The organism is Sporomusaceae bacterium ACPt (assembly GCA_041428575.1).
In the GTDB taxonomy this organism is placed as follows: Bacteria; Bacillota; Negativicutes; order Sporomusales; family Sporomusaceae; genus Sporomusa_D; species Sporomusa_D carbonis.
In genome coordinates, this window is sequence record CP155570.1 from 3,319,989 (window position 1) to 3,341,058 (window position 21,070).

Consider the following 21,070-nt stretch of genomic DNA (forward strand, 5'->3'; position numbering starts at 1 on the left):
AATCCGACTTACCTCCCAAAATAAATTAATTAGTCTGAACTGCCTTTTTGACTGGCGTTACCCAAACTGACCGGCCATCACCACATCTTCCTTTTTTACTTTCGGCATAACTTGTATAATAGTAACGGCAGAACTTATTGAATAATTTGAATTTTTATGAATTTAACAAGAGTATATACTAGTCAAAAACAAATGGTGAAAAGATATCCATCTCTCGATGCCCGGATAAAGACCAAATGGAATACACAAATATTCCTACTTTCAGTTGTTGGACAATATATTTCCAAATTATATTAATCCATGACCAAAGAAGTTTTCTGTCACAGTTTGTAAAAACATATCGTTAATACGAGCAAGTTAATCCGGACGCCTCAAATAGTTTTATCCTCATATCGAATCGTAAGCCACCACACTCATGAACCCTAATTTTCCTTTTTCAGAGTCACCTCACTTTTACCTAAACAATAAAATAGGAATTCTAATCTTTTACCAGTACTCCCCCCTTCGGCACGGATGTGCACAATTAATTTTTATTATTCCGGTTTTCATATTTTCATTTCTACATTTTTGGAATAAATCCTTTTTTAATATTCTATTTTTTTGAGTTTTTTTGTACTTTTTGTCATTTTAACTTTGTTAATTATAAAATTTTAACGTTTGCATCGCGTAATAACTGATTATATTTATATTCTATGGAATTTTGTTTTATTAAATTTGGAATTATTATTTTTGTTGTTTCGTGTATTATCATCACACACGTTAAGCCAAAAACCAGCACTTTCTACTTTGCCAATCCTTATGCAATTTATCTCCTTTGACCAGTTGTTTATAATACTTAAAACCCTATACGCCGTTTTAATTAACTGAAGTTTATAGAATTCGAGCACAATAAAAACAACAGGCACCTGTCCGAATATTGGGCAGGTGCCTGTTGTTCAAGTTTATACGGTTTGACGTATTAATTGCCAATCACTGTGCATTTAATGCATTTTGGACTTGTTCTGTTTGCATTAGGTAATACCGCCGTTCAAAAAATGTAAAGATACAGTGCAGGTATCCCTAGAACAAAAAAACATGTATCGCGATAATGCTGCCAGATCCGCAGCGCGGCTGTAGACCCCGGTAAAAATATAAAGCCCGACATAATGCATTGGTCAGGAGAATATCGTCCTATATTCTTCAGAAATGTTTTGAGCCGTAGTGATTACCGCCGGAATAAGCTTCTCAATTGTTTTTTCATCCATCCTCACTTTAGGAGCAATAACACTCAGCGCCGCTATTACTTTATTTCCTATTCCATATATGGGACTCCCGATGCAGCACAGGCCCAAATAGAATTCTTCGTCATCAATCGCATACTTTGTTTGTTTAATTTCTTTAATTTTTTCAATTACTTTGCGTCGGTCGGTCAGAGTAAACGGGGTACGCGCCTCTAATACTTTCGGCAGTAATACATCAATCTCATGGTCTGTCAAGTCAGATAAGAGGCTCCGGCCTAACGATGTGCAATAAACCGGATAGAAATCACCAAGGGTAAAATGAGGCCGGAGTAAGTGTTTCGACTCAACAAGCTCAATGTAACTGCACATATCATCCTGGCGAATGGCTAAATTTACATTCTCACCACACAACTCATTTAGGATAATCATCTGTTTTCTTGCTTGCTCCCGCCATCTAATCAAGTTTCCACTTTTAGCGCAAATTAACAAGACCTTAGGGGTTAAACGATATTTCTTATTATCCGGGTTTTGATACAGATAGCCTTTCATTTCTAAAGTGTGAACAATTCTTTGTACGCTACTATCCGGGAGATTAGCGATATCCCCTATTTCAGTTATACCATATTCATCTATATCCTTGAAACATTCAAGCACACTTAGCCCTTTGGATAAAGCTTGAATGATATTGTCACTGTTTCCTTCAGATTTTTTCACAATAAATCCTCCATTTAGCCATTTTTCAAATTATATATTATATATTATTACAAACATCGTTAGGATGCAAATATCGAAATAACATCATATATATTTCGCCGATATTTGATTGGAACTTTTACAAATTTCAATCCCGACTAAAATGACAGGTTCTGAAAGCAGACGAGAAAGAAGTTCACCTTTAAAATATGGTATCACCATTTTTGTATAACTTGCAGAACGTTATAAGTTTATTTTTGGGTATCCTAATTGAAGACCCAATTAGATAGCCTTGGGTTGTATTGGAAAAAGCCCCCCTTTATCGGGGAGCTTTTCATTATATGGCTATGTACTTACTTATTTCAAAATTGAAGCCCGGTAATCAAAACAGAAACACATCTTTGTTCGCTTAAATAAGAAAAGGGCCAGGACATTCCTCGCGCAAGGAGCCTGGCCTTTTTCTTCGTTATTCCAATAGTTTGCGAAAAATTATGACAACCACGACCATCCATACTGCCCCCAGTATAAGAAGCAGCCCGAAAATATAGGGCAGGCGCCTGCTCCATTTTTGGCTTTGGCGCTTACAGTCTGCCACTACCCGGCTTGGCAGCAAGCGGGGCAAGTACAATACAGCCGCCGAAATAAGCGCGGCATCATCGGCAATGCCCACAGCCGGTAAATAATCAGGCAGTATATCTAGCGGGCTGACCAGATAAGCCAGCAACGCCACCAACAGGCCTTTAATATAATTAGGCGTTAACGGGTGCTTCCAGGCATAGTATAAGATTACGGCATCATGTCTCAATACCTTCAGCCAGCCCCAGAACCTGAACAGCCGTCCTCCCATTGTCACATGATCACCACCCGACAAGTCAAACTTATAATGATTACTTTTTGGCACGGTTAAAGGAAACCAACGCCCCTAACCCTGCCAAACAAGCGCCCACGATGAGCGCGTTATGATAACCGGTCATAAAGGCCGCTGTTTGCTGCAAGGGAGTGGGCTGACCAATCCCGCTGAGAATAGCAAGGCGCCGGTATTCAAAAATAGACACGGCAACAGCAGTCCCACATACCATACCAAAATTACGGGCCAAAGCGTTTATCCCGCCCGCTACCCCGAGTTGACTGGGCTGGACGGCACTCATGACGCTATTATTATTGGGCGACTGAAACATCCCATTTCCCAGCCCCATTACCGCCTGCCCGGCCATAATCACCCAAAGCTTGGAATCAAGGTGGAGACTGGCCGTTAACACCAATCCCAGCGCCATTAACCCCAAGCCACTTGTGGTTAAAATAACAGGCCCGATTTTGTCCGACAATGTCCCGCTTACAGGTGCGGTTACCGCCATAACTACCGGAAAGGTCGACATGATCAGTCCGATTTTTCCCGGTGGAAAAGCAAGCACATCATGGAGAAAAAACGGCAACAGCATGGTATTGGCGAACATAGCCATAAAGGAAAGCGTTCCCGCTAAATTACCGGCGGAAAAAGCCCAGTTTTTAAAAATCGATAATTCAAGCATTGGATGTGAAATCCTTTTCTCATGCCAAATGAATGCCGCAAAAGCTATAACTGCGACGCCGACACTCATCATGGTATTAAGCGAATTCCAGCCCCACTCAGTTCCATTACTTAACGCCAGCAGAAAGCCGGCCATGCCGGCCGTAAATAACGCCGCCCCCAGGTAATCAATCGGTTCCGCGAGTAAATCCCGGTCAACAGGTAAAACCAGTTGCACACCGGCATACCCCAAAATACCAACAGGAATGTTGACAAAAAATATCGAATGCCAACCAAAATGTTCAACCAGCACGCCCCCCAAACTGGGACCGCTAAGACTGCCCAATGCAACAACGGCGCCGATCATCCCTAAAACCTTTCCCCGTTCACTTTGCGGAAAGTTTCCAGTCACAATAGCCATTGCGTTAGCCATAAGTGCGGACGCCCCTACTGCCTGAATAACTCTAAATCCGATCAACATGCCAATAGAAGCAGAAATACCGCACAATAGCGACCCGGCCGTAAAACCAATAAAACCAAAGCCATATACTTTCCGCCGTCCCCATATGTCTCCCAGCCGCCCCATAATAGGCAGCAGACTGGTGATAACCAGTAAATACGCGGTTACCACCCACTGGGCAGTAGTAATATCAGTGTTTACTGCTGCCGTAATCAGGGGTAAGCCAACATTAACGATCGAAGACGTTAGCGTCGCCATAAATGTTCCTAAACTAACGACACAAAATATTAGCCACCGGTAGTGGTGAAAATTCTGCAATTTTGCTTGCACGTATTAAGCTCCTTTCAAATTCCCGCCGCTACACTTTTATTAATTTTTGACCTCAAATTAGTTTTACCTGCCTCCTTATCCAAAAATTCCACATTAAAAAAAACAACTCCTCCAACTATACAAAATCCAATAAAGATTTTTACAGGCGTGTTGTTAGTAACGCTCCGCCGCCGGCGCTTGACTTACGCTTATACTAACAACACGCCTGTAAATCTTTATTGGATACTATATAATTTTCCAGGAGCAGTAAAAAAATCAGCATACCTCTGAATTGCCAGAGGTATGCTGATTGGCTCAGGTAATCAATTAGTATTTCAGGCTTACTCGGCAAGCCGGTGTTCAGCTACGGGAAATGACCGCGCACTCGGTACCGGGCTTAATGCCGTAAGCGGATTACACTCCAGATCACTGTAAGCCGTAATACCGTGTTCGCTCATATCTAATCCTTCAATCTCATCATCTACCGATACCCTTATGCCAACAGTGGCTTTAAGCAAACTAAACAACCCGTAGGTAGCGGCAAATCCCCAGATAGACACAGCGGCCACCCCCAAAATTTGAACGCCTAAGAGGCCCAGTCCCCCGCCGTACAGCAACCCGCCATTTTCAGCAAAGATACCGACAGCCACCGTGCCAAACGTGCCGCAGACTCCATGAACGGCAATAGCGCCAACCGGATCATCAGCCCGCAGGGAATCGAAAAACGGCACAGCAAACACTACCAGCATGCCGGCAAAAGCGCCAATAATCACAGCACTGATCGGTTCAACAAAGGCACAGCCGGCCGTTATGGCCACAAGTCCGCCTAACGCCCCGTTAATTGCCATACTGGGATCGGCTTTACCAAATTTGACTGCTGTGTAAATGGCCGCAATGGTGCCGCCGGCCGCAGCCGAGAGGTTGGTATTAACAGCAATGCGGGCAATGTTCGTGTCCAGGCCTGACAATGTACTGCCGGGATTAAAACCAAACCAGCCAAACCACAGCAAAAATGCGCCTAGTGCAGCCAGTGGCAAGTTATGACCTGGCAAAACATGCACCGCGCCATCTTTGCCGAATTTTCCCGTCCTGGGCCCCAGCACCAGCACAGCCGCCAGCGAAGCCCAGCCACCTAGCGAATGCACTACCGCCGAACCGGCAAAATCAAGCATGCCCAGCTTGTTCAACCAACCGCCGCTACCCCATACCCAGTGACCGGCAACCGGATAGATAACAACCGTCGCCAGCAAGGAAAAAACTATGTACGGCGCAAACTTCATGCGTTCGGCCACCGCTCCGGAAACAATTGTCGCCACCGCGATAGCAAAGGCCGCCTGAAACAGCCAATAAGCGTATAGCGGTATTTTTAATCCCAAATACGTAAAATCTCCTTTGAGAAAAAACCCCGACCAGCCAATAAGTCCGGCTTTATCCACCCCGTACATCAGCGCAAAACCTACGGCAAAATATCCCAGCATACCCACCGTACAGTCCATGATAACTTTCATGATAATGTTCAGCGAGTTTTTGCTGCGAATAAAGCCGGCCTCCAACGCCGCAAAACCACCCTCCATCAGGAAAACCAATGCAGCGCATAATAACACCCAGACCGTATCTATTCCTGATGCTAATGAATTAATCGACACTTCCATGCTACTCCTCCCTCATAAAACAAAAAGCCAAACAGTACCAATATAATAAAATATTAGTACTGCCGGCCTCTTTGCCATGTTACTGTATACAATTCAGTTAAATTATATCATACTATTGGAAACATACAACATTTTTTTTAAATATAACCCACGAAAATTTGTTTATAATGCCGCACTGCCGGACTCACCTGTACGTATCCGGTATACTTGGGAAACCGGATAAATAAAAATTTTACCGTCGCCGATATTGCCTGTCCGCCCGTATTCGGCAATAACTTTCACGACATCGCCGGCAATACCGGCCGGCACTACCACTTCGATCTTTACTTTGGGCAATAGATTAATACTGTATTCTTTTCCCCGGTATACACCAATATGTCCTTTTTGCAAACCACAGCCAAACACCTCAGACACGGTCATCCCCCTGACCCCTAACTTTGCCAGCCCTGCTTTTATTTCGTTAAGTTTATCAGGACGAATGATTGCGTCAATCTTTCTCAAAGTGTTCCCCTCCCTAAACATACTTGCCCAACAGAAAACGGGGTCAGGCCTTGCATTATTGCGTTATTTAATTACCCCGGCTCAGTCTCGAGTCAATATACCTCTTGAGGATTTCCTTTATAACCGTGCAATCAGCATCGTCGGGTAAAGCAGCCAGTTGCCGTTCCAAGTGGCCTTCCCGGACTAACCGCAAGAGTGTCCAGTCAAAATAAATGTCGTAAAACCAGCTCAGTCTGATAAGCCGCTTATCGGCCACTGTCTTGACGTCAGTATAGGATAGAACGCCTCCTTGTTTGAGTTGCTCAATAAGTTTCGGAGAATAAGCATGGTCAGCCTTTATAGGCGGCAAAACCCGGAAAATGTCCAGTTTGTCAGCGTCCCGGATGATTTGGGCAAAAATTAGTTTCTCCGGGCCGGCAGGCGGAATAACCATTTTGTTATGGTTTATGATCGCAAAAACAATGATTTCTTGCTCTTCCGAAGAGAACTCATGCAATACCCGGGATTTCATAATTTCCTCCGCGCCGGCATCACCATGATCAAAAGACTCTGCATCAACAAAAGTCCGGTGCTCAGTAATCTGACGGAAGCGTGAGATGTCGTGAAATAAACCGATTACCTCGGCCATGGTTTTTTGCCTGTCAGCAAGTTGCAGGTAGTCAGCCAGGCTTACCGAGCTTGCTGCCACCCTTTGGCTGTGCTTTTCTTTAAGCAGCACTCCGTCCATGACAAATGTATCATCTGTGTAATATGCCCGGACATAATCTTGGAACCAATCATACAAATATTGAAGATTAGCCAATATATTCGCCTCCAGTAACCATAAGAAAAATCTCCCCGCCAATAACGGGGGAGGTTTTTTAGCGGTAATTATAATTTTACCACATCAATTGAATTGGCCGACAGCTACATATCCTTGAAAGCGTCTCGAATCTGCAAAAACTCCGGTAAATTATCAAAAAAGATATCGACCAGCTTGGGGTCAAAGTGTTTTCTTTTTTCGCCGGCAAAATATTCAAGAATTTTGTCAAGCGGCCACGCCGCTTTATATACCCTATGGCTGCCCAACGCATCAAAAACGTCGGCAATCGCGGTAATTCTCCCGTAAATATGTATATCTTCCCCTTTTATCCCGTTCGGGTAGCCTGTGCCGTCATATTTCTCATGATGCTGCAAGGCAATAAGCGCTGCCGTCTGCATAATTTTGCGGTTGGAGTTCCGCAGTATTTCATAGCCTAAAACACCATGGGCTTTGATAATCTCAAATTCTTCAGGGGCCAGTTTGCCCGGCTTATTCAGTATCGTATCGGTAATGCCAAGTTTGCCGACATCATGCATGGGTGAGGCCAGCTTGATGAGTTCAGCTTCTTCTTCCGGCAAACCATATTTCAGTGCCAGCAGTTTTGAATATTCCGCAACCCGTTTAACATGATTTCCCGTTTCTTTAGAGCGGGCCTCGGAAAACTCGCCCAGCGTAAAGATAATTTCCTTTTGAGTATCCTCAATTTCTTTGGTAAGAAAACTATTGTCAAAAGTTGCGGCAACAGTCATGCCAAAGATGTTAATCAGATTTTTCTCCCAATCGGTCAAGCTGGCTAAACCATCCAGATAGATGAAGCTTTCGTGCTGATTTTTCCCTTGGAAGTATTGGATAAAACAATGACCAAAGTGGATGCCTTTTTTTTCTTTACGCGCCGCCGCAAGCATTTCGGAAGCATCCCCTGCAGCAAATTGGGTGGCCGGTTGGCCAATCATCCCGCAATATTTTTCGGTACCGTCAATTATATAAAATTCCCCGTTAGCCTCCTTGACCGCTACCAGCCCGGAAATGGCTGCCGCCCGGCGGCTTGAATTTATACTTAATATAGAAAGCAGCTGGGTGAGTATGCAGGACGCCAAACGTTTCAACGACTGGGCTTCTAAAAGCGCTGCGGATGATTCCAGTGTCTTTTCCAACCCTTTTCGATTGTTCTCAAGTGTTACTATATCACGGTATGACCTTAATGAAGCAATCATCGTAGTTGTTAATTTCCGGGCAGTCAGCTCGGTTTTTTCTTTGTAGTCATTAATATCATAATCACGAATTACCGTTTCTTCCGGCGCCTCATGGGGTTGGCCGGTACGTAAAATAATCCTTACCAGACGGTTATTTAACACTTCGCGGATATACTTTACCACTTCCAAGCCGGCTTTATTGCCGTCCATCATAACATCCAGCAAAATGACAGCCGCATCAGGGTGAAGCCGCGCCAATTCCCGGGCTTCGGCCGCCGAGTAAGCGCTCAGAAACCGCAACGACTTTCTTTCAAAAGCGAAGTTGCTTAATATCTGTTTGGTAAGATAATGAACATTCTCTTCATCATCTACAATAATTATTTTCCACTCGTCGCTGTCAGATGCTCCATCTTCATCGACGAATTCCAGCAAGTCGTCATTATCCTCATTGTCAAAAATCAGTTTGTCTGCTTCATAATTCATTTTCTCAACCCTCTCCTATGGGAAGCCTGATTGTAAAAATTGAGCCTTGGCCTTCGGTACTGCGGCACGCAATGCTCCCCCCAAACTTGGTGGTTACTATTTCGTTCACAATGCTTAACCCAAGCCCGGTGCCGCCGTGTTCACGGTTTGTGGTGAAAAAGGGATCAAAAACATGTTGGAGCGTATCCTCGCTCATTCCCTTCCCGTCATCAGAATACTCAAATACCACCATATTACCTTCCTGAAAAATATTCAAGACAATTGTCCCCTGTATTCCTTCATCATAAGCGTGAATAAGCGAGTTAATGATCAAATTGGTGAAAATCTGTGACAAAAGTCCGGGAAAACCGTTCATTCGCAAACCAGCGGCACAGATCAGCCGCATTTGATGTCCAGCCTGCCTAAGTCTGGGTTTTAAGCGTAACATAAGTTGTTCAATGACTTCTTTAACGTCAAACACCTGTCGCTGTTCGGCAAATTGTCCGGCGGCCGGGTTCCGGAAGGACTTCACCAGCTCTACCGCCCCCTGTAGGTTGGTGAGAATAATATCAGCCGATTCGCTGTACACATTCAAGTGCCGTTCAAGATCAGATTTTTTTATAGCTCCGGCTTTAAACAAAACAGATAATTCTTCCACTTCCTGTCCGAGATAGGAAGCGGCCATAATGCTTGTACCGAGCGGGGAACTTATTTCATGAACAAACCGCGCAATTCTGTCTTCATCAATCTTATGCCGTTCTGACTGATACTCAAGCCCAACCACTCCTTGGGCTGCCTTAGCTGCAACCGGTACTTGCGCCAACGGCTCGCCCGCAGCCTTACTATTCTTCAGCTCAGCCTGGCTGCCGGCGCTGCTTAGCATCCGCCACATCCGCCCCAGCATTTTACGGCTGTTGGCATTCTCCTCAAACAGTTGCCGCCGCACCATGAGCAAAAATGCCATAATTATTATACATAATCCCCAGTGCTGAGTATAGCGTAGCGGCCAAGCCTTACCTAAACCTGTACATAGTACGGCAGACCCGGTAAAGGCAACTCCAAGCCCTATACCAGCGACAATTATCTTTGCTGCCATCCTACCTTGCCTGGCCCTCTTGACAACAATACCGGCCACAGCTGCCCCTGTGCCCAAGGTTACAATCTGAAAGCTGTCCATTGTCAGCTCACTGATCACAATATGTGTAGCCACTGCCAGTAGTGAACCTACGGCAAAAACAATATGTAACCTGCCTAAACGTGCTAATAGCCATTCATGCCGGTCAGGTCCCAAGCTCTGCCTAACACAGGAATAGAGCGCCGCCGGTACGAAATAAACGGCAGTCATGGCGATGTACTCCCAAAATAATGGCTTATCAACAAAAAAATTTTTTATATCCATTTGCGCGAATAAACTCACACCGGCGCATAAGGCCAGTGAGCTGACAGACAAAAATATGCCGCCGTTCTTATTGTTAAGCAGAAAACCGGCAAGCGGCACAGCCAAAGCAACAGCGAAAAAAACCAAAACCAGCAAGGCCCCTTCTATATCACTATGCCCTGGAAGAGATGGCTGATAGAAAAATGGCCCGGAAACCAACAATGCCATCTCCTTTCTCATCAATTCAGTAAATTTTCTTCAAACGGATGATGTAATTCTAGTAAAAATTTATATAATCCTGCAAGGATCGTTAAATTAATTTAACCACTTAAACTTGTAATTGTCTTTGCGTTAATTTTATGATAAGATACTTAAAAATAATAGTTTATACTTGCGATGATAGGGACAGTACCGATACTATCCGCCCCTGCAGAGAGCCGGGTTAGGTGAAAGCCGGCGGGAGATAGTCCGGGAAAGCCACCCTGGAGCTGGGGGCCGAAATTAAGTAGGCCTTGCCGTAACCTGGCGTTAACAGGATAAAGTGAGCCTTTACGGCTAAATTGGGTGGTACCGCGGGAATGATAATCCCGTCCTTTGCTGGACGGGATTTTTTATTTTTATTAGAGGAGGACATAACCCATGAAACAACTGCTGGAACTATTGGAAAAGGATTGCACTCAACCGCCGGAACATTTGGCGGCCATGCTCCAAATATCACCGGAAGAAGTTGTTGCACACATTAAGCGGCTGGAAGACGAGAAAGTCATTGTTAAATACCAGCCCATCATCAACTGGGAACAAGCAGGCGTCGACAAGGTGACTGCCATCATTGATGTGAGAATTACCCCGCAACGGGAAGTTGGCTTTGATGCGATTGCCGAACGAATTTGCCGGTTTCCCGAAGTTGTCAGCCTGTATTTGATGTCAGGCGCCTATGACCTGAGTGTAATGGTTGAGGGGCAAACGCTCAAAGAGGTGGCGCAGTTTGTTTCTACCAAGCTGTCGACTATTGATGGCGTTATCAGTACCACAACTCACTTTATGTTAAAAAGGTACAAATACGCCGGTGTGATCATTGAGGACCAGGAAGAAGACCATAGATTGGTGGTGTCGCCATGAACTGGGCTGAACGCATCTCGCCTGTTGTTACATCAATTCCCCCATCCGGCATAAGGCGTTTTTTCGATATTGCTGCCGAAATGAAGGGGGTCATCTCCCTCGGTGTCGGCGAACCTGACTTTGTAACCCCGTGGCATATCAGGGAAAGCTGCGTCCATGGGCTGCACCGCGGTTATACGGCCTACACATCCAATTACGGATTATTAGAACTTCGGGAAGAAATCGCCCGGAATATATATAACAACTACAAAGTAACTTATGACCCCCGCCGCGAAGTCTTGGTTACAGTGGGGGTCAGCGAGGCGCTTGATTTGGCTGTCCGCGCCCTCTTAAGCCCCGGTGACCAGGTGCTCATCCCTGAACCTTGCTATGTGTCTTATAAAGCCTGTGTCATATTGGCAGGCGGCCAACCGGTACCTGTTCCCACGGCACTGGAAAACGAATTCCGGGTAACGGTGGAGCAACTGGAAAAATTGGTGACGCCCCGCACTAAGGCACTCCTTATCGGCTATCCCAATAACCCGACCGGAGCAATCATGCCTATGCAGGAACTGGCAGCTATTGCCCGGTTTGCCAAAAAACATGACTTAATCGTTATCTCTGATGAAATTTATGCCGACTTGACCTATCAGGGAAGCCACACTTGTTTTGCCAGCCTGCCTGATATGCGTGACCGCACTATTTTGCTTAACGGTTTTTCCAAAGCCTACGCCATGACCGGCTGGCGCATCGGCTACGCCCTTTCCAACCCGGATTTTATTGCCGCTATGAATAAAATTCACCAGTACACCATGCTATGTGCTCCCATCACAGCACAGGTTGCCGCTGTTGAAGCCCTTCGCCACGGCAAAGATAAGATGGAAAAAATGGTCGCGGAATATAATGGCCGCCGCCACCTTATGCTGAAAGGACTGCGGGGTATGGGCTTAACTTGCTTTGAGCCCAAAGGCGCCTTCTACATCTTCCCATCGATCAGGGAAACGGGGTTAACTTCCGTACAATTTGCCGAAGAACTACTCAAAACCGAAAAAGTAGCCGTAGTCCCCGGCGATGCCTTTGGCGAAAGCGGGGAAGGCTTTGTCCGCTGCTCATATGCATCCTCGATCAATAACCTCACCGAAGCTTTGGAACGAATCGAACGGTTCATTAAACGGCTAAATGAAAGTGGCTGACCTAAAATAACTAGGTCAGCCATGTTACCTTTTCCACTATTTCAAAAACTCGGGCAGCCAGGTGGCAAGCGACGGAAAGAGTACTAAGGCAACAATAAACAATGCCATTGTAAGCCCGAACGGATATACTCCCCGGACGATTTCCTCCATCCGCGTGTTGTTACTAATTCCCTGAATAACAAAAAGGTTCATCCCCACCGGCGGTGTTATAAGCGCCAACTCCATATTGATTACCATAACTACGTTAAACCAGACAGGGTCAAACCCTAGTTTTATTATAATTGGATAAAGAATCGGCAGGGTAATCAGAACAATGGACACGGTCTCCAGAAAACACCCCAAAAACAGCAACAGCAAGTTGATGGCGACAAAAATGACCCAACGGCCGGTATCCAGCCCGGTAACAAATTCGGTCATTTGCTGAGGTAGCTGGAGAACAGTCATCACAAAGCCGAACAACATAGCCCCGATCATGATGGCGAAAATCATGGTTGTCGTCCTGACAGTGTCCTTGAGAATGCCGGGCATGTCGCGCCATGTTAGCGTCCGGTACACAAAGAAGGTAATAATGATGCTATAGATAGTACCTATAGCCGCCGCCTCAGTCGGGGTAAATAAACCGGTATAAATTCCACCTACAACCAGAATGGGCAACAGCAATCCCCAGATTGAGTGCCGCAGAGCGGCCAACCGTTCTGACCACGGAGCGGCCGGCTCGGGTATGATGTTTTTAGCCCGCAAAAAAACGAGAGCAATAAATAAAATAGTAAGCACAGTACCGGGTACCACCCCGGACATAAATAGCGCCCCCACTGATTCTCCGGTAATTGAACCATAAAGAATCATCGGGATACTGGGAGGAATGAGAATGCCTAACGTCCCGCCGGCAGCCACTGCGCCCAGAACAAGCTGCTTGTCGTAGCCGCGGGACAACATTTCGGGAATTGCCACCGCCCCAATTGTCACTGCTGTAGCCACACTGGAGCCGGAAATAGCGGCAAATATTGCACAGGCGAGAATGGTCGCTATTCCTAACCCTCCCGGTAAATGGCGAAGCCACTTGCTGGCCACTTCATATAAATCGCTACCTACTTTGCCTGTTAAAAGAATTTGGCTCATAAGCACATATAAAGGTATGGCGGTAATTACAAAGTCATCCAGTGTCTTATAGGCAATGATCGGTACTTGAGTTAAAGCGCTGGCGCCGCCGGCAAAAAAGTACATACCGGCTAAACCGGCAATACTCAAACTAAAGGCAACAGGCACACCGCAGAGCAGCAGCAGCAGCAAAATTGCCATGAACTCCTGCATGCTATGCCTCCCTCCTTTTTGCTGCACTGTCCCCTGTAAACCAGCCAGCCGGGATTAGGCTGTAAACATCGATAATAATTTTGCGAATAAGCTGGAGCAGCAACAGGAAAAAGCCGACCGGGAGCGCAAGCTGCGGAATAAACAAGGGCACCCGCAATGTACTGGGCGAAGTACGGTCCAGTTGATATGACACTAGCGCCATATCCCAGCTTTCCCGCAAAAAAATCACACAGAATATTAAAGATACTAACCCCACAAAGATATTGAGACAGGTATTGGTCCGGGCAGATAGCCTTGATGTTAGAATATCTACCCGTATATGTTTATCGTCGGCATAGGTGACGGCCATTCCTAAAAAACCGCTTACCAATATCAAATACACCGATACTTCAATAGACCATTCGGTAGGCGCATTAAAAAGCCCGCGCATGATAACCTCGTAGCAGACAATAACAGCCGTAAGCAGAATCCCCATTCCAGCCAATACTGTAGCCAGACTTGTCAGCTTCTGAATTATCCCGTCAAGTAAATTAATGATTTTCCCCAAAATCTTTCCTCCTACCTGCACCGTTGTTATTTTACACTTTTGCAGATATCAATCACTTCTTGCCCCACGGCACCTGCCCGCTTAACAAATATCGCTTGTACCGGTTCGGTGGCCTTTTGCCAAACCGGAATATCGCTTTCCGGCACGACATAAACTTCCATGCCTTTTTCTTTTAAGGCTTGCAAGGTTTTTATGTCCTCATTTTGGGTTTGAGCGCGAATTGAATCCCGCACTTCATCGGCGGCTTCCTGAATAATTTTTTTCTGATCGGCCGTCAGGCTGTTCCAGAACTTGAGATTAATGGCTACCAAAAATTCAGGAAAAGCATGATTAGTAACAGTAAGATATTTGGAAACCTCATACATCTTGCGGTCATACATAGCTGTTGTACCTGAAGTCTGACCGTCAATAGTGCCACGCTGCAAAGCCATGTACACCTCGCCGGCGCCCATAGTTACCGGTGAGGCGCCCAAGGCCTTAATGGTTTCTGAAGGAAGTTCACCATATCCCCGCAGTTTCAGTCCCTTAAAATCCTCTGGCTGGGTTAGCGGCCGCTTACTGTTGGCAAACTGCACAAACCCATAGTCAGCCCACATCAATACCCTGGCCCCTTTTTTCTCCATCTCTCCGGAAAGTTTCTCACCTACACCGCTATCAATAGCTTTTTTAATACGGTCATAGCTGGGAAATAAGAAGGGTACATCAAATATTTCCATAGCGGGTATGACTGAAGACCACATGGCAGCCGAATTCAGCCCCATCTCTACGCCCCCGGTCATCACGGCGTCATTCATACTTTTATCATTAAATAATTGGCCTGACGGATAAATATTAATTTGAATATTACCTTGGGATTTTTCATTTACTTTTTTGGCGAAGTCCTCCATCGCGCGGGCTAAATGATGAGTAACCGGCAGATTATGAGCCAGTTTGGCCACAATTTTGCCGCTAGAGCCGGTAGCTGCCGCCTGCTTCTGTTCAGGCACCTTGCCACAACCAGCCAAAATAACTAACGATACTGCCATTAGAAAAATAATTACTTTACGCATCATACCTATTTGTCTCATTTGTTTTTCCCTCCATCATATTTATATTTTTGTTCCAGTTCCTGAAACTGTTCCAGTCCGATAAACCGGTTAAACTCGCTGAAGGTCAGCATGCGCCCTCCATACCCCTGAGTAGTTCCGGTGTCTCTTAATTCTTTAAACACACTGGTCAGACAATGTACCACTGAGTAGAGCGCGGTACAAGGCCAAAAAACAATTTTGAAACCCAGTTCCTCAAGCTGCCGCGCCGTAAGGCAGGGTGTTCTGCCTCCTTCAATCATATTGGCAATAAGAATGGTGTCCGGAAACGCTTTGCTAATGATCTCCAGTTCCCGCTCATCCTGCGGCGCCTCGATAAACAGGGCCTCGGCTCCTGCCGCCAAATACCGTTTACCGCGTTCAATGGCTGCATCCAGTCCTAATACACTCCGCGCGTCGGTACGGGCGACAATGAGCGTTTCCGCATTAACTTTAGCCTCAACGGCAGCCCGGATTTTCTGCTCATGTTCTTCCGGCGCAATTACTTCTTTGCCTCTCATATGGCCACAGCGCTTGGGCCAAACCTGGTCCTCGAAGATAATGGCGGCGGCGCCAACTTTTTCGTATTCACGGACAGTGCGGCGCACACTAAGCGCATTACCGTAACCGGTGTCACCATCGGCTACAACCGGGAGTGTCACGGCGTCCTGGATAACTTTAACGGCTTCGGTCATTTCGGTCATGGACAGATACCCCACGTCCGGCTGGGCCAGACGACTGGCGGCAATACTATAGCCGCCCATAACCACTGCTTTAAAACCAACTGTTTCAGCAATTTTCCCTGTCAAAGCATCATATACCCCTGGTAAGACTAAAATCTCCGGTTCCTTTAACAACTGGCGCAGTTTTATTGCTCTGTCGGTCAAATCCAATTCCCCTTCCCTATAAAAATAAAAAAATAAAAGCCCCTATCGACGCAACATTGTGCGCCAATAGGGGCGAATTACTTCCGCGGTACCACCCTACATTATACTCATCTGCCGAATGCAGTCCGGTTAACGCCCGGAAATCGCTTTTGCCTAATATACCACTATGGATGTTCAACAAAAGAGTTCATGGGTGAGAGACGTCAACGGCGGTTGCACCGGTTCTCACCTGCCACCGGCTCTCTGCAGCGACTTCGCCGTCACTTTAACCCAATCATTACTTATTTCACTATAAGGTTATGTCAAATACAGATAATCAAGTCAGTTTATAGCATGAATGATAGTGTTTATAAAACAAGGTCACCATGTTTACATTTTCTATAAAATTACTGAATAAATTCAAGAACATTTGTAACTTGTATACATTATGCCAGCTTATTGTTCTTTTGTCAATAATACTATAAAAGAACAATAAAAAACCATTCCTACTTTGCTGGCAGGAAAGGACTTAGTCGGCCAAGCCCAAACCGGTACAGGGAAAACGGCCGCGTTCGGTATCCCGTTGTTAGAAAACATAAAAGAACGCTCCGGGGCCTGTCTGGGCCTAAACCGATTCAAAGTCGAAAGCTAAAAAGAGGTTTCCTCCCAAAGGCAACCCCCGTCCTAAACAAGCAAAAATCAGATAAAAAACGCCTGAATCCCCGCAGGACGGGAATTCAGGCGCTCTACATTTTAATCAAATTTGAAATTGCCTTTTTCGAATACCGTCAATGTTTCGCCGGCTGCCGTAACCCCTGTTATTTCCAAGTCAGGCGTTCCAATCATAAAATCAACATGTACGATAGAATCATTTACTCCCGTTTTTGCCAGCTCTTCTTTGCTCATGGTATCGCCGTCGGCAATGCATACCGGATATGCCTTGCCGATCGCAAAATGGCAGGAGGCATTTTCATCAAACAACGTATTATAAAACAATATATTTGAGTTTGATATCGGAGAATCGTACGGAACAAGCGCTACTTCGCCAAGGTAATGAGAACCGTCATCGGTTTCAATCAGCTTGCTCAGAACGTCATGACCTTTTTCGGCTTTGGATTCAATAATTCTCCCATCTTTAAACGTCAACGAGAAATTTTCAATCAGCGTTCCATTGTAATTTAAAGGCTTGGAACTTACTACCGTCCCGTTCACACCTGTTTTGGCCGGCAATGTAAATACCTCTTCGGTTGGCATATTAGCAATAAACTCCCGCCCTTCAGGAGTATGTTCAGCACCCCCGAGCCAGATATGTCCGTCAGGAAGTTCTACTTGTAAATCTGTCCCCAACGAATTTTTATATTGCAGCATCTTAAATTTCTTAGAATTCAAATATTCGGTTCTTTTTTTCAGATCATTGGCATGTTGTTGCCAAGCTGCAACCGGATCAGCAGTATCAGCCCTTACCGCTTTGCCGATCGCATCCCACAGTTTTTCGACAGCGGCATCACCCGGCAGCTCCGGAAATACCTTCCGGGCCCAGGCTTGCGTGGGGACAGACACTACGCACCAGACGTTTTTATTGCTCATTATTCTTTCACGATACTCTTTTAGGGCATGATTACCGGCTTTCTGGACACGCATGACTTTATCAGGATCTACTTCTTTCAAAAGTTCGGGATCGGAAGCAGCAATACTGACAAAAGCCGCCCCGGCCCGCACATAGGACAGGTAAAAATCTTTCTGCCATTCGGGAAACTCGTCAAACACCTGGTTAGGCGCATGCAAATACCTAATTTTCGAAAAAAGTTCGTCTTTCCAGTTCATAACTACATCGCGGGCGCCTTCCTGGTAAGCAATTTGCGCAATTAACCGGGCAAACGGCGCGCATTCAATCGGCGAGGTTATAACAAGTATTTGGTCCTTCTGAATATTTATGCCGGTCTTAATTACCAGACGGGCATATTTTTCTAGCATGGCATTATTCATGGCGACTCCTTTCCTATAATTAATACTACTAAATATTTTTTCCAGGATAATGCGGTAAATTCCTGTTCAACTCAATTATTATATGTATATTCTTTATAAGATTCCCGCCAGCAGTTGCGGCCGGCCTGACAAACAAAACAATTAACGGCCTGAACCCTTGTCTTCCCGTAGGTTAGGCCGCTAATTGCCCGTCAGCTCCAGGCGCTGCTACTTACCATGTTGGCTACTATCTGCTGACACTTTTACGCAATTTAGGCGATAAAAGCAGGGCAACTACAATGCCGACACCGGTTCAGTTTACGTTTTTGATTCATTTTCCCTAATCTCCCCTTAATTATTTTGGCAATTAGTCCACTCCCGACACAGCCAAGGCAGGTGGCTTTCCAACAAAACTCCCTCCCGGGTGGGAGTACCGGCCGCAAAAGTAGTCTTAATCGTCAATGATACAAAATCTGCCGCCAGTTTCATTGCTGCCGGTAATTTGTGCTTATGCAGCAATGCCCCGGCTAATACGCTGGCAAAAATATCGCCTGTTCCCGGATATCTTGCCGGTATGTGCTTATTGATAACCTCCCAAAAACAGCCGCTACTACGCTCATAACCAATATTCATAATCTGCTGGTTCACTAACGGGATCCCGGTCATGATTACAGTGGCCGGACCGAAATCAGACAGACGGATAAGCCAGGTCTTCAATTCATCATAATCGGCAACTTGCTCTTGATATTGCTCCCCTAACAAAAAACAGGTCTCAGTATAATTCGGTGTAATAATATCAGCTTTACTGACAAGTTTTTTCATCTGTTCCTGCATTTGCGACGTATAGACCGAATATAGTCTGCCCTCATCTCCCATTACCGGATCAACGAGTACGAGCGGGTGGTTACCCGAAAATTCATCAACGAAATGTAACACGGTGTCAATTTGCTGTTCAGAAGCCAGGAAACCGCTATATATGCAGTCAAATGTTATACCTTCCTGCTGCCAGTGTTGATAAAAACCAGCCATACGATCAGTAAAATCGCAAAACGCCACATTTTTATAACCGCCCAAATGCGTGCTTAATACTGCTGTCGGCAGCGGGCACACTTGAATCCCCATACTTGATAATATGGGCATAATTACAGTTAAAGAACAACGTCCAAAACAGGAAATATCATGAACGGCCGCTACGCGCGGCACTTGTTGTTTCATCAGGTTCTCCTTTCAGTGGGAGTTGCGCCGGAATTGGCGAATATGATAAAAAATTGTCGCGCCTTACCCGGAAGTGAGCGGGATTCTATCAAATCAGCCGCCTTTTCCGTTAAATTCCTCGCCAACCTTAACCTGAACTGCAGATTGTATACTTTGCAACTGAGTTAAAAGCATACCTGTCAGCATGAGCACACACCCGATAATTTCCTGCAGCCCTAAAATTTCACCAAGTATCAAAAAACCGCCAACAGCCGCGAAAACTGTTTCCATACTAAGAATTAATGCGGCATGCGACGGGGGAGAATATTTTTGGCCAATGACCTGAAGGGTGTAAGCTATGCCGACTGAGCAAATTCCTCCATATAAGATTGGTATTAGTGCCCCGGTAAGGCCATCCAAAGTTATTGTTTCAAGCCAAAAGGCCGTACCCAGGCTAAGTACCGCACACGTAATAAATTGGAATAACGACAACTTCAGGGCATCTACCCGTTGGGCGAAATAATCAATCAGCAGAATATGTACAGACCAAAACAAGGCTCCGCCCAGTTGCAGTAAGTCCCCATACGCGATAAAGAAACTCTCTTTCACACATAAGAGATATAAACCCACGACGGCCAGCACACAGCCAAACCAGGTGCCGGTGCTAACATATTGCTTCAAAAATATCCCGAGAATGGGCACAATCACAATATAAAGACATGTAATAAACGCGGCCTTTCCTGCCGTGGTATAGATTAATCCAATTTGCTGCAGGGATGCCGCCGAAAAAAGTACCGCCCCGGCCAAAACCCCCGCCCATGACACTTCCTTTAGACGGTGGCTTGTTTGTTGAGGTTTGCTTCCGGAGTAAAGAATCAAGGGTATTAATGAAAGACTACCCAGGGCAAATCTCACTCCATTAAACGTAAACGGTCCGACATGCTCCATCCCTACCCGCTGCGCCACAAAGGCAAACCCCCAAATAGCAGCCGCCAGCAATAACAGCATGTTAGATTTTAATGTACTCATATTTAGAACCCCTTTATATATTAGTATACCCTCTATCTGCCCAAATTCCCTCTAATCGCCGCCATGGCAGCTGCTTATACCCTTTCTTGTTACGAGTATCACTTAAACTGATTCTACACACATTTTATATAATGCAAATTCGTCGTGTCAACACTGTTTTATAAAGCGTAAACATACTGTCTTTGCCAAGTGCACATTTTGCCGTCCATCCCATCGGTAAACACTGGCGGTTTTTACTCTCCCCTGAGAGTCTTTACAAGCATTACTTCGCTGCCGCTGCGGTTATATATAGAATCCATTAAAGATTTACAAAGAGCACGATTTTTACTTTCCCCGTTGTTACCGTTTAGTCTCATTGAATTTGAATATTGCGTAATCCCGGCCGGCGGAAGCACAGGCCCCGTCCCCGCACATCAACCGCCGCTTAAAGAATATTTGGTTGTATCGGCAGGGAAAATCGCTTTATGCATCGGACCAAACGAACAATATGTTTTAGAAGACGGAGATTCAATTTCTTGCGAAGTTTCAATACAACACGAATTGGTTAATATTGGAAATCAGGACGCTCATTTTTATTACATTTCTGAGAAAAAATCACAATAGCCGGCAACAATCAAAACCTTCGA

At 45.5% G+C, this 21,070-nt stretch carries 18 protein-coding genes, 1 pseudogene and 2 other annotated features; of the genes and pseudogenes, 4 read left to right on the forward strand and 15 right to left on the reverse strand.

Annotation, left to right across the window (positions count from 1 at the left end):
* Positions 1-1,154 precede the first annotated feature (1,154 nt).
* The 8 genes from SCACP_RS17225 to SCACP_RS17260 form a co-directional block, all read right to left on the reverse strand.
* Positions 1,155-1,934, reverse strand: a complete 780-nt coding sequence (locus SCACP_RS17225) for an IclR family transcriptional regulator (RefSeq protein WP_425058720.1) — start codon at positions 1,932-1,934, stop codon at positions 1,155-1,157.
* Positions 1,935-2,379: 445 nt separating this feature from the next.
* The gene (locus tag SCACP_RS17230; RefSeq protein ID WP_425061435.1) at positions 2,380-2,760 is read right to left on the reverse strand and encodes a YkvA family protein; all 381 of its coding nucleotides are present in this window, start codon (positions 2,758-2,760) and stop codon (positions 2,380-2,382) included.
* Between the two features lie 40 nt (positions 2,761-2,800).
* Positions 2,801-4,210, reverse strand: coding sequence for an MFS transporter (locus SCACP_RS17235; protein WP_425058721.1), 1,410 nt, complete (start codon positions 4,208-4,210; stop codon positions 2,801-2,803).
* Positions 4,211-4,530: 320 nt separating this feature from the next.
* Positions 4,531-5,841: an ammonium transporter gene (locus SCACP_RS17240; protein ID WP_425058722.1), complete on the reverse strand. Its 1,311-nt coding sequence runs from the start codon at positions 5,839-5,841 to the stop codon at positions 4,531-4,533.
* A gap of 162 nt (positions 5,842-6,003) precedes the next feature.
* On the reverse strand, positions 6,004-6,363 hold the full coding sequence (locus SCACP_RS17245; RefSeq protein WP_425058723.1) for a P-II family nitrogen regulator: 360 nt from the start codon (positions 6,361-6,363) through the stop codon (positions 6,004-6,006).
* 46 nt (positions 6,364-6,409) lie between these two features.
* Positions 6,410-7,144 carry an HD domain-containing protein gene (locus SCACP_RS17250; RefSeq protein WP_425058724.1) on the reverse strand — a complete coding sequence of 245 codons (735 nt, stop codon included), beginning with the start codon at positions 7,142-7,144 and terminating at the stop codon, positions 6,410-6,412.
* A 104-nt stretch (positions 7,145-7,248) separates the two neighbouring features.
* The gene (locus SCACP_RS17255; RefSeq protein ID WP_425058725.1) at positions 7,249-8,820 is read right to left on the reverse strand and encodes a DUF3369 domain-containing protein; all 1,572 of its coding nucleotides are present in this window, start codon (positions 8,818-8,820) and stop codon (positions 7,249-7,251) included.
* A gap of 4 nt (positions 8,821-8,824) precedes the next feature.
* Positions 8,825-10,405: a sensor histidine kinase gene (locus tag SCACP_RS17260; protein WP_425058726.1), complete on the reverse strand. Its 1,581-nt coding sequence runs from the start codon at positions 10,403-10,405 to the stop codon at positions 8,825-8,827.
* A 159-nt stretch (positions 10,406-10,564) separates the two neighbouring features.
* Positions 10,565-10,775, forward strand: a binding site (T-box leader).
* Positions 10,776-10,816: 41 nt separating this feature from the next.
* Between SCACP_RS17260 and SCACP_RS17265 the strand changes: the two genes are divergently transcribed.
* Together SCACP_RS17265 and SCACP_RS17270 are read left to right on the forward strand one after the other, a co-directional pair.
* Complete coding sequence (locus tag SCACP_RS17265; RefSeq protein ID WP_425058727.1) at positions 10,817-11,296, forward strand: Lrp/AsnC family transcriptional regulator; 480 nt, start codon at positions 10,817-10,819, stop codon at positions 11,294-11,296.
* Positions 11,293-12,468: an aminotransferase class I/II-fold pyridoxal phosphate-dependent enzyme gene (locus SCACP_RS17270; protein WP_425058728.1), complete on the forward strand. Its 1,176-nt coding sequence runs from the start codon at positions 11,293-11,295 to the stop codon at positions 12,466-12,468. Before SCACP_RS17265 ends, SCACP_RS17270 begins: the two co-directional genes overlap by 4 nt.
* Before the next feature lie 36 nt (positions 12,469-12,504).
* On the opposite strand, the gene SCACP_RS17275 is transcribed toward SCACP_RS17270, so the two are convergent.
* Genes SCACP_RS17275 through SCACP_RS17290 form a run of 4 tightly spaced genes read right to left on the reverse strand, consistent with a single transcriptional unit; the run spans position 12,505 to position 16,277 of the window.
* Positions 12,505-13,779, reverse strand: coding sequence for a TRAP transporter large permease (locus SCACP_RS17275; protein WP_425058729.1), 1,275 nt, complete (start codon positions 13,777-13,779; stop codon positions 12,505-12,507).
* A gap of 1 nt (position 13,780) precedes the next feature.
* The gene (locus tag SCACP_RS17280; protein WP_425058730.1) at positions 13,781-14,326 is read right to left on the reverse strand and encodes a TRAP transporter small permease subunit; all 546 of its coding nucleotides are present in this window, start codon (positions 14,324-14,326) and stop codon (positions 13,781-13,783) included.
* A 26-nt stretch (positions 14,327-14,352) separates the two neighbouring features.
* Complete coding sequence (locus tag SCACP_RS17285) at positions 14,353-15,393, reverse strand: DctP family TRAP transporter solute-binding subunit (RefSeq protein WP_425058731.1); 1,041 nt, start codon at positions 15,391-15,393, stop codon at positions 14,353-14,355.
* A complete protein-coding gene (locus tag SCACP_RS17290; RefSeq protein ID WP_425058732.1) occupies positions 15,390-16,277 on the reverse strand; it encodes an isocitrate lyase/PEP mutase family protein in 888 nt (295 codons plus the stop codon). Before SCACP_RS17290 ends, SCACP_RS17285 begins: the two co-directional genes overlap by 4 nt.
* Positions 16,278-16,342: 65 nt before the next feature.
* Positions 16,343-16,564, reverse strand: a binding site (T-box leader).
* A gap of 188 nt (positions 16,565-16,752) precedes the next feature.
* Here SCACP_RS17290 and SCACP_RS17295 point away from each other — a divergent pair.
* A pseudogene (locus SCACP_RS17295) lies at positions 16,753-16,854 on the forward strand (DEAD/DEAH box helicase); the annotation flags it as partial.
* Between the two features lie 155 nt (positions 16,855-17,009).
* Here the strand turns inward: SCACP_RS17295 and SCACP_RS17300 are convergent.
* From SCACP_RS17300 to SCACP_RS17310, 3 genes are all read right to left on the reverse strand, one after another.
* Positions 17,010-18,242, reverse strand: coding sequence for an aminopeptidase (locus tag SCACP_RS17300; protein WP_425058733.1), 1,233 nt, complete (start codon positions 18,240-18,242; stop codon positions 17,010-17,012).
* A gap of 330 nt (positions 18,243-18,572) precedes the next feature.
* Positions 18,573-19,436 carry a pyridoxamine kinase gene (locus SCACP_RS17305; protein WP_425058734.1) on the reverse strand — a complete coding sequence of 288 codons (864 nt, stop codon included), beginning with the start codon at positions 19,434-19,436 and terminating at the stop codon, positions 18,573-18,575.
* A gap of 93 nt (positions 19,437-19,529) precedes the next feature.
* Positions 19,530-20,444 (reverse strand): DMT family transporter, encoded by a 915-nt coding sequence (locus tag SCACP_RS17310; protein WP_425058735.1) that lies wholly within the window; start codon positions 20,442-20,444, stop codon positions 19,530-19,532.
* A gap of 189 nt (positions 20,445-20,633) precedes the next feature.
* On the opposite strand from SCACP_RS17310, the gene SCACP_RS17315 reads away from it, so the two are divergent.
* Positions 20,634-21,047 carry a cupin domain-containing protein gene (locus tag SCACP_RS17315; protein ID WP_425058736.1) on the forward strand — a complete coding sequence of 138 codons (414 nt, stop codon included), beginning with the start codon at positions 20,634-20,636 and terminating at the stop codon, positions 21,045-21,047.
* Positions 21,048-21,070 lie beyond the last annotated feature (23 nt).